The following is a 14,442-nucleotide window of genomic DNA, read 5'->3' as shown; positions in this document are numbered from 1 at the left end:
GCCGGATGACCGGTCCGTTGCGCGGCGCCCGCAGTGGACTGCGACCGGGTTGAGGACTCCATTCGCACTGCACGTTCCAACCGATCAACGGGTGATCCCCCACCGGGCGACCGGGGCGGGAAGTCCCCGCACCGTAGGGTTCATTTATAAGGGTCGGCACGAAACCGGCATATACGACAGGCGGGCTAGCCGGGTTGGTTAGCCTTGCCATGAAGGGTTCACCAAAAAAAAGCCCCGCCTGGGGCGGGGCTTTACCTCGGCAGTGGATGGCTTACTTGTGCTTCAGCGTGTAGTTGGTCGAGCGGAATGCGACGGCATCACGCTTGACCTTGCTGCCATCGAATGACACCCAGATATCGATCCAGAATGGAGACTGGTCAATGAGGGTCTCGAGCCATTTGCGATCAACGTCACCCAGATAAATCTGTGGACCGGACACGGAGTTGAATGTCTTTTCGATGTATTTCTTTGTTTCGCCATTTTTGTCGCGGCCCCGCACCTCGATCCAGTAGTACATGCCCGATACAAGCCATGCAAAGGGTTCGATCTGCAAGGTGCCGTCACCCTTGAATTTCGAGAGATTCAGGTCGTACAGGCCGTCCTGCTGCTTGATGGTCGCCCGCCTGAATTTTGTCGTATTGCCGGGAATTCGCTTGACCGTAAGGCGAAGCGTTGGCGAATTGTGATCCTTTCCGTCGCGCTTGACAGTGAAGTAGACCTCGACGACATGGCCATGGTTGAATCGCATGACATCGCTGTCGACGAGCACCGCGATGTCCTGGTTGAACACCGTGGGCACAACTACTGTGCGACTTCCCTGGGGGGTGTTGTCTTCCCAGTACAACGTGATCGTATCGCCGGCCTTGAATCCGTTTTCCTTTGGCAAGGTGATGTTAATTCGATGTGCAACGCCTTGCGAATCGATCAGGTCGCCCGGATCAAGCGTGTTCTTGACGCTTCCCGAACCCGTTGCCCTGTCAACCACAGGGAGCAGTAGCTTGAGTGACTCCTGAAGCTGAATGCTGTAATCCGTCTTGCGAAAGCGAATGGCGTCGTTTTTGTTCGCGGACTCATTGAAGGAAACCCACAGGGTCAGCGTGAGGATCGATCCACCTTTCAGGCTGTCGAGCAACGTCCGGTCGAGCTTGCCGAGGCTGATGGTCGGGCCTCCTGTATAGGGGACGGTTGCACCCTTGACGATATCGACATCCTGTCTCCCGCCGATGGCGAATTCAACGCTGGCCGTGAGCCAGTATCGCTGGCTGGCTGTCGCCATGGGGTAGGTTGCGATAATGACATCGGCATCGCCCTTGAAGGTACTCAGATCGATGATGTGGCCGGTGGCATCTTCCTGAGTAACCTTGGGGCGACCCAGTTCATCCTGATCATCCGGAAGGTCTGCGACGCTGATATTTGCGGTAATCGATTCGAGTGTCTGGCTGCCGCGAATGATGGCGTACTTCACCGGAATGACGTTGCCCAGGTTATGGGCCAGTACGGACAGCTTGATATCCACGTTCATGCCGGCCGTCGGCGCGGTGATCAGAACTTCATCGCTGCCGGCGTTGCCGCCGGTATTCCAGTAGACCCGTAGCTGATCGCCTGGCTGCAGTCCGACGGCTGAAGGTATGTGGACCTGAAGCTTCGTCAGTTTCCAGGGTTCGACAAGCTTGCCGTTGGCGTCCGCCTGTACGACCGTCGGCGCAGGCGGACGCTGTGCGGCGGCCTGCCTGATAGTGAAACTGGTGGTCCTGAACTTCACGGCATTGGCCTTGTTGGGTGAGCCGTCGTAGGTCACCCACAGGCTTGCGATCATCGTCGAGCCATCCGCCAGGGACGCCAGTCGCGTGCGATCCAGTGAACGAAGAGTGATGGGATTCGACAGGCTGCCGAATGCCTCGCCTTCGGCGATATTCCACGTCACCGCACCGCCGTTGCTGTCCCTGCCTTCGAGGGTGAGCCAATAACGCTGGCTGGCATCGGCGAATCGGAACTGATCCACCGTAAACGCCGCATCTCCCGGGAACAGGGCCAGGTTGAGTGTTCCAGCGGGGTTCTCCTGGGGGCTGCGTGGCCGTGGCAGAAAAGGATCGCCGTCGGCGATGCGTGCGACGAAGACGGTTTCGCTTTCTGACTCGAGCTTCTGGCTGCCCCGCTCGATGACATAGCTCACGTCCACGCTTCCGCCGAAACTGTAGGGCAGCACGGCGGTATCGATGGCGACACTTGGGTCCTGCCAGGGGAAGCGGTTCTCCACCTCGCGGGATCCATCCTGTGTAGCAGCTTTCCAGCGTACGATCAGAATGTCGCCCTGTTGGAACGCGACGCTGCGAGATACGCTTACTGTGATGCGGGTGGTAGTTAGTGGATGGATGATGTTGTTCGCATCCACCGGATCAACGATGGGTTTGGGGAGCTTGCCTACCTGGCCGGTGATCCGGGTTTCCGTATTGTCCGAACGCCCGAGTTGCTGGCCATTGCGTGACACCGTGTAGTACTGGATCAGTTCACCACCTGTAAGTTGCTCCAGAAAGGACGCCTGCATCGTGAATTCAACGTAAAGCGCCCCCGTGGCGTTGAGTGTCGCCGTAACGGGATCGACCGCCGTGCCGTCCGACCGTTTTCCAGACGAGTAGAGGATGATGCTGTCCCCGGCCTGTATGCGATTGTCGATGACCCATACGCGAACCGCAGGCATGCCAGGCTTTAGCTCGATGGCGCCATTGGCGGCATCGGGTAACAACGGGGCGTTGAAACGATTCACTCCCGAGTCCGCCAGGGCAGGGGGTGCCCATAGGGAGTGATTCCTCACGACGTCGAAAATGTGGTAAGTCACGAGTGCCATGCCGTTATCGGTGCCGGCGATGATTGTCCAGGGCACCGTTACGCGGACATTCTGGCCGACAGGCGAGTCAGTTCCGATGACTATCACGGGAAATGCATAAGACCCCCACTCCAGGTGGAGCTTGTCCCCGACGGTCATGTTCAGCCACGCCGGAATCGTGATGATCAGATCGACGTTGGGCGGGATGGGTTGCCTCAGTTCGGGAATGGCAGCCAGGTTCTCATTGATGTTCGGCGTTGCCGGGTTGGGATCCGGGCCGCCGGGAATGGTGAACTTGACCAGTACGGGCTCCCTGTCGGAGAGAATGGTTTCCGGCGTCAGGGGGCGGTAGATGGTGTACCAGACGTCCACCGTTCCAGGATAGGGGGATATCTTTGGCCCTGGTACATGCAGGGTGACGGCGACGTTCGGATCATCCTGCAAGGGTTCGATGATGACGGGTGCGTTTGCATCCGCCCAATACACAGAGATGACGTCGCTCTTCTGGAGCGTGCTGGAGCTGATCTGAACCCAGGCGCCACTCCCTGGGTAAGGTGAGATAGCTCCGTTGTTGATGCCACCGAACTCTGTCTTTGCGGGTAGGTAAGGTGCAGGTGCATTGGGCATGGCAGGACGTCCTTGTGGTAGCTCCCGGCGTGATAGCGCCGGGAGCTGATGGCATGACTATGGGATCAGGAGTGCCGGAACCGGAACCGGCGCCACCTCGCCGATGATTTCCAGCGGCTTCCCGAGAGCAGACGCTGCGTGAAGGTTGACCCGATCGAAGCCCCCGTACCCGGCGGCCGTACATCGACGATGAGGTACTTGATGGTCTTCGCCGGATCGGTGCCGTCCGCCGGCGTGTAGCGGGGAATGGAAGGGTAATCCTTTCCGTCGCGGTGAACGGAATAGGTCGCCCACAACGAGCCGTATCCCTGCTGCCCGTTGGATACACCGATGATCCGGGTGATCAGCGTGGCGTAGGGCACCCGGACGTTGAAGAAAAAGCGGTCGGCACCCGGAGGTGAGCCCCCATCCTCGGGAATCCAGTCGTCCTTGGGCTGAAGGTCACGATCCTCGATGGTATAGGAGAATATTTCTGGTGCGCCGAGGTCATCCGCGTTGCCTCCAGTGCCCGGATCGAAAACACCGCCATTGGTCCGCTGGTTGTAGTAAACGGATACTTTGAAGAAATCGCCGGACTTTATGTTTTTTTCGTCAATGTAGACACGGATCAATGCGCCATCCTGCCCCCTCGCAAGATTGAGTGCAGGGCGCGTATCGCGGTTCAGTGCATTGCGGAACACGACTTCAGGCAAAGGGTCTCCGCCGCCCGGGATATCATCCCCGGACTGATAGATCACCCTCGTGACTGGGCCAAGAGCGAAATTGACGACACCCGGAGCCACCTGTCGACCTACCCAGGGACGGAAGTAAGCTACGCCAGCCGGCCGCGGACCAGGTGGCAGCGGAAGCACGGCAATCGACAGGTCCTGGTTCGGATTCACGACAGATACCCGGGCACTGACCAGACCGATTTCCGTGCCGCCTTCACTTACCTCATGCAGCTCGACGAGATCGCCCGCAGCAAAAATCGGCGTTGTGCCATCTGCCAGGCGGAAGTCCAGGATGGCTGTTGAATTGTCCCGGTCAGCCGGAGGTACGACGTTGTCCTCGGTGCTGTCGGGACCGCGAACGACGACGGGTCGGATCTTTCTATGCTCAGGGTTGTCCGGGTCGGGATCCGGCCCTGGCGGAAGGATCAGGTTGATCCCCTGATTTTTCGCCGGCGAGCTGAATTCGAATTCGTCGAGGCGTATTACCTTGTACGTGCCCACGGCCGTGCCCTGCTGTGCACCTCCGCCGAAGCCATCAACAATGTCGCGGATGTCGGCATAGGTGAGTAGCAGGCTGGCAATGGGGTCTTTCGGATTGCCGGGATTGCTCGGGTCGTTGACATCATCATTGGTCAGTGGCCCAAGGAAAAAGCGTTGCCCTTCGATGGTTCCATCGATGACGTCGCCAACGGCAGGGTTGACGTAGGGCGGTACGCCGACCCTCACCTGCTTGCGGGCCTGCTCTTCGTAGATGACGCCATCCGCAGCGGTTTCCGTAAAAACCAGAGGCTGCAGTCCCGATGGAACATTGCGGATCAGAAGATGCATGAGCGTGACACCGGACTCGGCAGGGTTCTGAGCCTTGTCGACTGCGATGTACTTGAACTCGACATCACCTTCCAGATTGGCCCCAAGGAGTGCCTCGAGTGGAAAATCGAGAATGGTCGTGTCCCTGATGCCAGACACCGCAACGGGAGTGATGCTTTCCCATGGGCCCGGTGGATTCATGTTGCGGAACATCCCCGTCAGCCTGTCACCGATCGCCTGAAACTTGTAGGCTGCGACATAGCCTCGCAATACATTTCCGTTGTTTGCGATGTCTTCTGCGGTAGCGCGATTCGAGGGGTAGTCACGGAATTCAATCGGAGTCAGTTCCTTTCCGCCGGGTTCGGTGTAATCGAGTTCAACCCAGTAGGGCACGGAATGGAACTCGTTGCCAACGAGGCTCTGCCAGAAGACCCAGATTCGATAAAATCCATCAGTCTTCGGAATATCGTTGTAAGCCAGGTCGAACACGACGGTGTCGGGGGTCGTGCCGGTCTGGCTGGCGGTAAAGGTACCCAGTACAGGGTCGATGTCAGTGTCGGGTTTAGTATCCTTAATGAACAAGAAATACACATCATCATCGGCCGCCTGTTCCCCATACGGCGCGCAGCGGATTTCGAGCGTCCCTCCCGCAACCGGCAGGTCAGGCGTTTCAATGTAGTAATCCTCTCCCGGATTTGCAGGATCCTGAGGCTTGGCCACCGGGATCGTAATGATCATGTCCGACGATTGCTCGGATGTCGGCTGGAAGAAGGGCTCCTCGTGGTAAGGCTTCCGCTCCGCGATGTTCGGCTCTTTACCCATGACGTGCTCCATGTCGTTGAAAGAAAAAACAGGCTAGGCCGTCGATGATGGCTGGTGGCCACCCTGGACGGGCTGGGTACCGCTGCCCCAGTGTTGTGGATGACAGTGCTGGCGGCGTACGGATGTCGACGATGAGGTGCTTGATGATCCGCGGTGGCGTACCGGGTCTATAGCGCGGAACGGAGGGGTAATCCTTTCCTTCGCGGCGGACGGAATAGGTGGCCCACAGCGATCCGTAGCCCTTCTGGCCATTGGATGCGCCGATGATCCGGTTGATAAGGGTGACGTAGGGGACTCGGATGTCAAAGAAGTAGCGGTCGGCACCGGGAGGCGAGCCACCATCTTCGGGGATCCAGTCGTCCTTTGGCTGAAGATCACGAGGTTCGATGGTATGGCGAAACACATCCGGTGTGCCGAGGTCATCCGCGTTGTTGCCGGTCAACGGATCGAAGACACCGCCACTGGTCCGCTGGTTGTAGTAAACGGTGACCTCGAAGAAATCGCCAGACCTTATGTTCTTCTCGTCGATATAGATCCGGATCAGCGCACCACTCCGCCCACGCTGAAGATTCAGCGCAGGACGTGTGTCGCGATTGAGGGCATTGCGAAAAGATACTTCGGGAAGCAGGCGGCCTCCCCCGGGGATATCGTTCTGGGCGAGGTAAACCACGCGAGTGACAGGGCCCATCGCGAAGTTGATGACGCCGGGGGCCACCAGTCTGCCTACCCAGGGCTGAAACCAGGTCACGCCTGTTGCATTGTCGGGGCGACTATCGATACGCAGCACGGTATCGCGCTTCTCGTCAGTAATGCTGATTCGTGTGGTGACCCGGCCAAGGTCCGTGCCATCGTCGGTGAGCTCATGGATCTCCACGAGATCGAAGTCACGGTAGATGGGTACGCCATCCCTGGCACTCTCCCAGCGCAGTGTGGCCGTTGACAGGAGAATGTCCGCTGCGGGAATGACGTTGTCTTCATCGCTGGTTGGCCCTCTTGCCACCAAGGGACGAATAGCTTCGTGACCTGGAGTTCCTGGTTCAGGATCCGGGCCCGGCGGGAGGATGAGGTTGATGCGTTGGTTTGTTACGGGTGATGCAAATTCGAATTCGTTGAATCGGATGACGGCATACCGGGCCACCGCCGTGCCAGCCTGGGCTGCGCCTGGGAAGCGATCCACGATAGCCCTGATGTCTTCATAGCTCAGCAACCGTTTGACGATGGGATTTCTCGGGTTGCCCGGATTGGACGGATCATCCACATCGGCGGCGACCAGTGGGCCAAGAATCCACCTGAATTCATCGATCCATACGTGAATCACGTCTCCGCTTGCGGCATTGGCATAAGCGGGCACGCTGATCGTCATGCTTCGTCGGGCCTGCTCCTCGTAGATGACGCCATCCGGAGCCGTTTCCGTGAATACGGGAGCCCGGAGCCCGGAGGGCAGGCTGCGCATCAGCAGATTCATGTAGGTTGAAGCGGATTCCGCCGGGTTCAGAGCCTTGTCGACCGCAATGTACCTGAACTCCACCAGGCCTTCGAGGTTGGCAGCCAGCAATACCTCCAGTGGAAAATCCAGGATGATGGTTTCCCTGGCATCGACGACCAGGACCGGGTCGATGGTTATCCATTCGCCGGGCGGGCTGACGTTGCGGAACATGCCAGTCACCTTGTCACCCGGAACCTGCCATTTGTAGGCAGCAACGGAACCCCTCAGCAAACCGCCAGCGGCGAGGATGTCGAGTACCGTGGCGCGGCCCGTCGGGTAGTCGGCGAACAGGATCAATGGCAGCTCGCGGCCCCCCGGAGGCGTGTAGTCAAGGATCAGCCAATAAGGCAACGCGTCGTATTCATTGTCGGTCAAGCCCTGACACACCACCCACAGTCGATAGAGTCCGTCTGTCTTCGGAACATCGTTGAAAGCCAGGTTGAATGAGACGAGGTCAGGAGTGCCATCACTCTGTGCTGCGACAAACCGGCCGACTGCCCCGTCGCGTCCGAGGACCGGTGGATCGTCCTGGATAAAAAGATAATAGATGTCTTCGTCCGGTGCCTGATACGTATAAGGAAGGCAATGAATGCGAAGTGTTTCCCCCGTGGCAGGCAGATCCGGTGTCTGTATATAAAAAAACTGGCCGTCGGGATCATCCGGAAATTCCGGCTTTGCTGCCGGAATAGTGATGCGCATGTCGGGTGAGGGTAGGCCGCGCGGCCTTGGCCAGGCAGATGCTGGCATCGGGATCGATAACCCGGGACGGGGAGGTGAAACGGGAGGGCTATATTGCCTCATCAGGCATCGTCCGTGAGATCTGCTGTCTATCCGTCGTCTGCTACGGATCAGAGCGTATGGCAACGCATCTGGCAGCGGAATACAGCTCTAGTTGTAGGTGAAATCAGGGAAAAACGGCAGATTTACCGCAAGGTGGCTGATCTTTCAGGGTGACGCAGGCTCCGAGGTTTTATTTTCACGAAATGTTCATGGTTCGAGGCGTAGCTACCATCCACACCGTATATGGCGATGTCCGGACCCATCGCAGCGGTGATATTCACCATTACTCACAAGATCGCTCAGGAAGCAGCGAGGTCCTGTCATGTCAAATCGATTTTTCAGACTACGCCCAATAGTGGTGGCCTTCCCATTAATGGTGGAATGCCCGTTCCCCACGCCCGCCTTACCGTAAGCCTTTCAGGCGCGCGTCAGATCTCGCTCGCGAGCGAGACCACGCCCTTTTTCCGGGCAACGAAAACCACTACCAGGACTCGTCATGAGCATTCAAGAGAAGGGCGCCCTGCGCCTGTCATTACATGTTGCCATGCTTTCAACGTGCGCCAGCGTGTCGTGGTCCGTCCAGGCGGGTACCGTCATTGGCCCGGGCACGGTCTACGTTCGTGCAGGAGATCCGGTGGAGAACTGGAGTGTTATCGACCAGGGGCGGCTTGTCGTGCAGGATGGTGCGGCAACGGGTCGTATTGCTGCCAGTGGTGGCAGCGTGGTCGAGGCGTACGGTGCAGCCGTCCGCGGCGCGGGAGGCGGCCTTGGCATCAACAGCGTCACTTTCAGCGTTAATGGCGGTAGTAAGGCCATCATCGAGCGATCCAGCATCACTGACGACCAGGGGCGCGCACTGGCACTGCGAAGTACCGACACGCTGCCTGCTTCAGCACAGGTGCGCGCATCGCAGTTGAGCGGTGCCTACGATGGCATCCTCATGGCTGGCTATGGCGCGTTGTCGCTGGAAAATGGCACAAGCGTAAGCGGCCTCGCCAATGCAGGCGTGCAGATGTCGACAGGAACACTTTCGGTGAGTGGCGGCTCCATCGTGCACGGGCAGAAGTACGGTATTGCCATCACGGACGATACCCGATCTGAGCCCAGTGGCCTTCGCGTGGTCAATGTGGATGGTTCGACGATATCTTCCACGGAGGATGCCGCCGTATTGCTGGATCGACGAGGACGTAACAAGCCTACGGTCGCGACCATCAATCTCTACAATGGCGGCGTCCTGTCCGGTGGAAATGGCATCGCCGTACAGGCGTTGACCGGTACCGAGGGCACGGTCAACGTCTCACAAAGCCTGCTTTCAGGCGATCTCGTTGCGGTTGACGATGGCTTGCTGGACGTCAATCTCAGTGACTCTGGCGCAGGCTGGACGGGTGCGGCGACCAACGTCAGGAATGCCACACTCGAGGCGGGTTCGCACTGGAATGTGTCGGGCAATTCGGATGTGGCACTCCTGACCATGAATGGAGGAACGGTCGGATTCCAGCCGCGTCTCGACGGTACGCATAGCAATCTCGTCGTGCATGGCGACTTCGCAGGTTCCGGCGGCACGCTTCAGTTCAACACCGTCATGAACGCCGGAGGCCCGCTATCGGCCCAGGCTACTGATCGTTTGTTGATCGAAGGCAATGTCACCACGGCGGGCACGACGCTTGTGAGGGTGACGCCCACCGGCGCGGGCGCCAGTACGGATACCAATGGCAACGATATCCACGACCCGAACGAAGGCATCTCGCTGATCCAGGTCAAGGGTAATTCGCGCGCCGATGCCTTTGCGCTGGCCGGTGGCTACGTGGCGGTGGGGCCCTACCAGTATGTGATGAGGGCATTCGGGCCGGGTGAAGCCGATCCCTCTCAGAGTGCGTTCGCCAGCGGAGCCGCCAGCTGGGACTATCGCCTCGGCAGTCGCATGTGCACGAAGGATGGCTGCGACCCGGTGGTCGAGCCACCCGTCACGCCGGAACCACCGGTCACTCCGGAGCCCCCGGTCACGCCGGAGCCCCCGGCGGAGCGCGTTGCCGTGGCACCGCAGCTTCCGGCCTATCTTTCGCTGGTTCCCGCGGGCCTGAAATACATGGATGAAATGGATAGCGACCTGCTGCGTCGCCTGGGTGATATCCGTGGCGGCGATACAAGTGCACCGGTGGGCGGGGAACTGTTTGCGCGCTATGTCGGTGGACAGTTCCGTTACGAGTCCAATCGTTCGTTCCAGAATTACGGGTATGCGTTCGACCAGCAGATCAATGCGTTGCAGATCGGCGGCGGCCTTGTGGCTCTGGATAATGACCAAGGCAGCACGCGCATCGGCTGGGCCCTTGACCATGGCACCACCCGCGTCTCGCCGCGCGCCGTGGATGGCAACAGCTCCGCAAAGCTAAACGCAACAGGCCTCTCCGCATGGCTGACATGGGAGCATGGCAGTGGCTGGTGGGTGGATGGCCTGGTGGGAGCACGCCGTTTCAACGGCGACGTGGGCACCGATCTGCGTGGGTCGGATGTAGCGCATGTAAATGCCACCGGCTGGACGATGTCGGTGGAGACCGGCAAACCATTTGCCATCGGCGGCGAGTGGACTGTAGAGCCGAGGTTCCAGCTGAAGTACCAGACCTTTGCGGTACGTGATTTTTCTGACCAGGACGATCTGGACGTCAAACTCGGCATGGCAAAGCAGGCCAGTGCAACGATCGGGGCACTGGTCAGCCGGAAGGTAGACCCCAGGCTCGCACCATATGCGCGCATGGACTTTACCCATAGCAGCAACGGCGACCCGAATGCCGACGTCAACAGCGAGGCGTGGAACCTGAGCGATCGTTTCCGTACGGGCCGTGTTGGTAATTCTGTCCGTGTGGCGGCGGGTGTTACCAGCCAGCTGACGCCGCGCGTGCAGTTGTACGGCGAGGGAAGTTACGAGCGTTTCGTGGGAAGTTACGGCATGCGTGGCTGGGCTGGCAATGTCGGTATGCGCGTAACGTTCTGACGCGACGGCAGCCGTTAAAACAAAGGCACCCTTCCGGGTGCCTTTGTTTTTTCCGCTCTACCATCCCCTTCACCTCGACACCGACGGCACCTTCCCTTCCGACCTCGTCATCCTGCGAAGTTTCGTCTGGAGGTGTCTCCTTATCTGGAGGCCTCCCTGGGCTACCACCCCCCGGCGTTCCATGCCTGCGTGCCGTCATGGCACGAGGGAAAGTCCTGCCGCGGTGTCGAGTGGTCAGGCTAACCATTTGAGCATTCGAGGAAAATGTGCCAATGGTTGTAGGCGTCATCGTCCATTTCCGGACGCTTCTAAGCGGGGTTTCAGCTGGTCATTACGGACCTTGGCGTCAGGTCGCATTGGGAGTGTCCAGAAACGGGCAATATCTGTCCGCTTTCGTCAGCGTATGGCGATCAGCCACAGGGCGGCGCCTTGTGCAGGGGATACATGCCAGCGAACCCGGTAGCGACCGGCTTGCCCGACCTGCTTCCAGGCAACGACCGCCTGGACGCCGCTTTCGTCGGGTAGCCGCGTGAAGTTGTCGATGACCTGAAAACCGTCGTCGGGGGCGACGTCCATGCGCTTCACGCCGCCGTCTCCCCACCAGAAGGCAAGCAGCACAGCGGGGCCGTCAACGTCGATCACGTCGCTTGCCACGGTAGTGGAGGGCGCGGCGTAGTTTTGCTTCAAGGCGACCACGCGGTTTGCGTGCATGACCTCCACGAACGAAAGCGACAGCTCCCCGGAGGGATGTCCTGGCTTAGCCACGGAAAGGCGGTGGGCAGGGCCTCCGCGGCTGTTCAGTGCCACATATGGCCTTACGACGAAGGCGCCGTCATAGCCTGCATAAGGCAAACCCGCATCCAGTGGTCGCCACCGGTTGCCATAGTTGTCGGCAGGTGTGGATGCGTTGTCGGCGTAGCCAGCGTTGAAGGCAATGAAGATGCTTGACGACGCCTGCGTGTCCATCGGCAGTGTCGTGGCCGGGTTCTGGCCGAGCCCTTCGGCCTGGCCAAGGAGGACATGGGCTCCGAGGACCGGGCCTGGCGATTCCCCGGCGGCGGCCCGCAGGCACGAAAGGCAGAGCAGCAGGAGTGGTAGCGATTTCACGGGTGCCCTCCAAAAGTGATACTTGCCAGTCGGTACGCACTGGACCACGCTGGGCGCATAGACAAGGCGATGCGCGCAGGGGACGCCACATGGCCGACGACACCGATTTTCTCGAACTGTACGGCAAGCTGCGTCTGCGGCCGGATTGCACGCTGGACGAATTCCGGCTGGCTTATCGGCGCTATGTGGCGCACTGGCATCCCGATCGTCGCAGGGGAGATCGTGCCCGTGCTTTGGCTGAAGAGCGATTGCAGGAACTGACCGCGCAGTATGACGCGGCTATTGTTTTCCACCGGCGTCATGGCCGGCTTCCCGGCGGGGCCGTTGGTGTCAGGCCGGTGCTGCACCGCCTGGGCTTGCATGAAGACGCCGCGTTCATGCCACCTAAGGCGAATGGTCCGCGCAGGCGCGGGCGCCTGTTGATGTGTGGCGTGCTCCTCGGAGCAGGGGTGCTTGGCGTGGCCTTGTTTCCTTCGGCGACACCAACCCCTGGCGAACCGTTGGCGGCCAGCGGGGCGGGGCGTGTTGCTGAGGCAGTGGCCGGCGCGGAGCCTTTGCATGCAGGCATGTCCATGGACGAAGTGCGCCGCGTGGAAGGCGATCCGACCCGCCGCGGCGAGCAGCGCTGGGAATACGGGGCTTCGTGGGTAGCGTTCGATGGTGGCGTAGTCAGCGACTGGTACAGCTCGCCGTGGAGCCCGTTACACGTGGCCACGACGCGCATGCCGCGTTAGCGGGCGCCGCGCCCGAAGATCACCACTTCCACGGTTTCGATCAGGATCACCAGGTCGAGGAAGAAGCTGTGGTTCTTTACATAGAACAGGTCGTATTTCAGCTTTTCGGCGGCGTCTTCCTCGGACGCGCCGTACGAGTAGCATAGCTGCGCCCAGCCGGCGAGGCCGGGTTTGATGCTATGGCGCAGGCCGTAGTAACGGATCTTGCTTTCGAGGTCGGTGACGAATTGCGGGCGTTCCGGGCGTGGGCCGACGATGCTCATGTCGCCGCGGATCACGTTCCACAATTGCGGAAGCTCGTCGAAGCGGAGTTTGCGGCAGATTCGGCCGGTGCGGGTTATCCGGTCGTCGTTGGCACGGGCCCAGCGGGCGACGCCGTCCAGCTCGGCATCGGTACGCATGCTGCGGAATTTGTATAGCCAGAATACCCGGCCCTGTGCGCCGACGCGCTCCTGGCGATAGAGAATCGGTTGTCCCGCTCCCGATTCCAGGCGAATCGCCAACACGACGCCGAGCATGATCGGCCAGCAGAGCAGGGCGATGGTCAGTGAAGCGGCGATGTCGAAGGCACGCTTGACGAAGATCGCCAGTGGCGACGCATTGAAGCCACCGGAGAAGACAAGCCATGACGGATCCAGCATGGTCAGCTGGACACGACCCGCCTCGCGTTCGACGAAGGTGGTGAGATCGGTGATCTGTACGCCCAGCTGGCGGCAGGCAAGCAGGTCGTCCATGGGCAGGCTGCCGCGACGGTCGTCCACGCCAACGACGATTTCGTCCAGACGATGGATACGCGCCAGTTCGGCGAGGCTGCTGTCGCGCGCGATGAGCAGATCGTCGGGCACTCTGGGCTGCTCGTTTGTTGCGGGCACGTAGCCGACCAGACAGAATCCGCGCCGGTCCGAACGTCGGCGCATCCGGTTGTGGATCTGCGCGGCCCGCTCGCCGGCACCCAGCACGATGACACGGCGCTTGAGTGCATCCAGTTCAACCACGCGCATGAACAGGCCACGGAAAGCGGCGGTGGCAAGAAAGCCGATGAGCAGGGCGATGGCGAAGACACCGCGACCGACGTAGATCTGCGGAAGTATGTAATAGATGACCACCAGGCCCAGGCCACTGAAGGCGAAGGCAATGGCATGTCGAGCAAGCTGTCCCCGCCAGCTCATCCGCAGGTTGGCCCGGTATTCGCCCAGTGCGGCCATGCCGATGAAGATCGCCATGGCAAACGTGATGGCGCGTACCGCCAGGAGCGACGGTGGTGCCGTCAGCTCTTCCGGCGCGGGTGCGAAGCGGATCAGGGTGGCGCCTTGCAGGGAAAGCGCAAGCAGGCCTAGCTCGCACGCCGCAAGCAGGGTGATCCAGCGCAGGATGGGTTGCCGGAACAGGCGGATCATTGCAAAGCCCCCTTGGTCATACCGTGGAACCTTAGGCACAGGGCCGGCTGGTGTCGATTGCACCTTGCGGCTTCCGTGCGGCTAGGCCGAGTGGGTGTAACAGGACTGTTTCAACACGCCTCGCCTTTCACGTCGTCCCTGTGAAAACAGGGACCCAGT

The 14,442-nt window shown here is 60.1% G+C and carries 7 protein-coding genes; 2 read left to right on the top strand and 5 right to left on the bottom strand.

Going from position 1 to position 14,442, the window contains the following annotated elements; all coding sequences use genetic code 11:
- Positions 1-271: 271 nt before the first annotated feature.
- The 3 genes from HBF25_RS10355 to HBF25_RS10345 all read right to left on the bottom strand — a co-directional run bounded on the left by HBF25_RS10355 (position 272) and on the right by HBF25_RS10345 (position 7,975).
- Positions 272-3,451, bottom strand: a complete 3,180-nt coding sequence (locus HBF25_RS10355; protein WP_166948089.1) for a hypothetical protein — start codon at positions 3,449-3,451, stop codon at positions 272-274.
- 65 nt (positions 3,452-3,516) lie between these two features.
- A complete protein-coding gene (locus HBF25_RS10350) occupies positions 3,517-5,790 on the bottom strand; it encodes a hypothetical protein (protein WP_166948087.1) in 2,274 nt (757 codons plus the stop codon).
- A complete protein-coding gene (locus HBF25_RS10345) occupies positions 5,783-7,975 on the bottom strand; it encodes a hypothetical protein (protein WP_166948085.1) in 2,193 nt (730 codons plus the stop codon). Before HBF25_RS10345 ends, HBF25_RS10350 begins: the two co-directional genes overlap by 8 nt.
- Positions 7,976-8,552: 577 nt before the next feature.
- On the opposite strand from HBF25_RS10345, the gene HBF25_RS10340 reads away from it, so the two are divergent.
- Positions 8,553-11,045, top strand: a complete 2,493-nt coding sequence (locus HBF25_RS10340) for an autotransporter family protein (RefSeq protein WP_166948083.1) — start codon at positions 8,553-8,555, stop codon at positions 11,043-11,045.
- 396 nt (positions 11,046-11,441) lie between these two features.
- Here the strand turns inward: HBF25_RS10340 and HBF25_RS10335 are convergent, their stop codons facing one another.
- Complete coding sequence (locus HBF25_RS10335; protein ID WP_166948081.1) at positions 11,442-12,152, bottom strand: hypothetical protein; 711 nt, start codon at positions 12,150-12,152, stop codon at positions 11,442-11,444.
- A gap of 89 nt (positions 12,153-12,241) precedes the next feature.
- Here HBF25_RS10335 and HBF25_RS10330 point away from each other — a divergent pair, with 89 nt between their 5' ends.
- Entirely contained in the window at positions 12,242-12,886 is a 645-nt protein-coding gene (locus HBF25_RS10330) for a J domain-containing protein (RefSeq protein WP_166948077.1), read from the top strand.
- Here HBF25_RS10330 and HBF25_RS10325 read toward each other — a convergent pair.
- Complete coding sequence (locus HBF25_RS10325; RefSeq protein ID WP_166948075.1) at positions 12,883-14,283, bottom strand: TIGR03013 family XrtA/PEP-CTERM system glycosyltransferase; 1,401 nt, start codon at positions 14,281-14,283, stop codon at positions 12,883-12,885. The genes HBF25_RS10330 and HBF25_RS10325 overlap by 4 nt on opposite strands.
- Between the last annotated feature and the right edge of the window lie 159 nt (positions 14,284-14,442).

The sequence above is a fragment of the Luteibacter anthropi genome, from assembly GCF_011759365.1.
Lineage (GTDB): Bacteria > Pseudomonadota > Gammaproteobacteria > Xanthomonadales > Rhodanobacteraceae > Luteibacter > Luteibacter anthropi.
The sequence above is the reverse complement of the archived record's forward strand: the minus strand, read 5'-3'. Positions and strand labels throughout refer to the sequence as shown.

Coding starts and splice junctions, on each gene's coding strand:
- HBF25_RS10355 (WP_166948089.1), bottom strand. CDS start 3,451: ATGCCCAATGCACCTGCACCTTACCTACCCGCAAAGACAGAGTTCGGT.
- HBF25_RS10350 (WP_166948087.1), bottom strand. CDS start 5,790: ATGGGTAAAGAGCCGAACATCGCGGAGCGGAAGCCTTACCACGAGGAG.
- HBF25_RS10345 (WP_166948085.1), bottom strand. CDS start 7,975: ATGCGCATCACTATTCCGGCAGCAAAGCCGGAATTTCCGGATGATCCC.
- HBF25_RS10340 (WP_166948083.1), top strand. CDS start 8,553: ATGAGCATTCAAGAGAAGGGCGCCCTGCGCCTGTCATTACATGTTGCC.
- HBF25_RS10330 (WP_166948077.1), top strand. CDS start 12,242: ATGGCCGACGACACCGATTTTCTCGAACTGTACGGCAAGCTGCGTCTG.
- HBF25_RS10325 (WP_166948075.1), bottom strand. CDS start 14,283: ATGATCCGCCTGTTCCGGCAACCCATCCTGCGCTGGATCACCCTGCTT.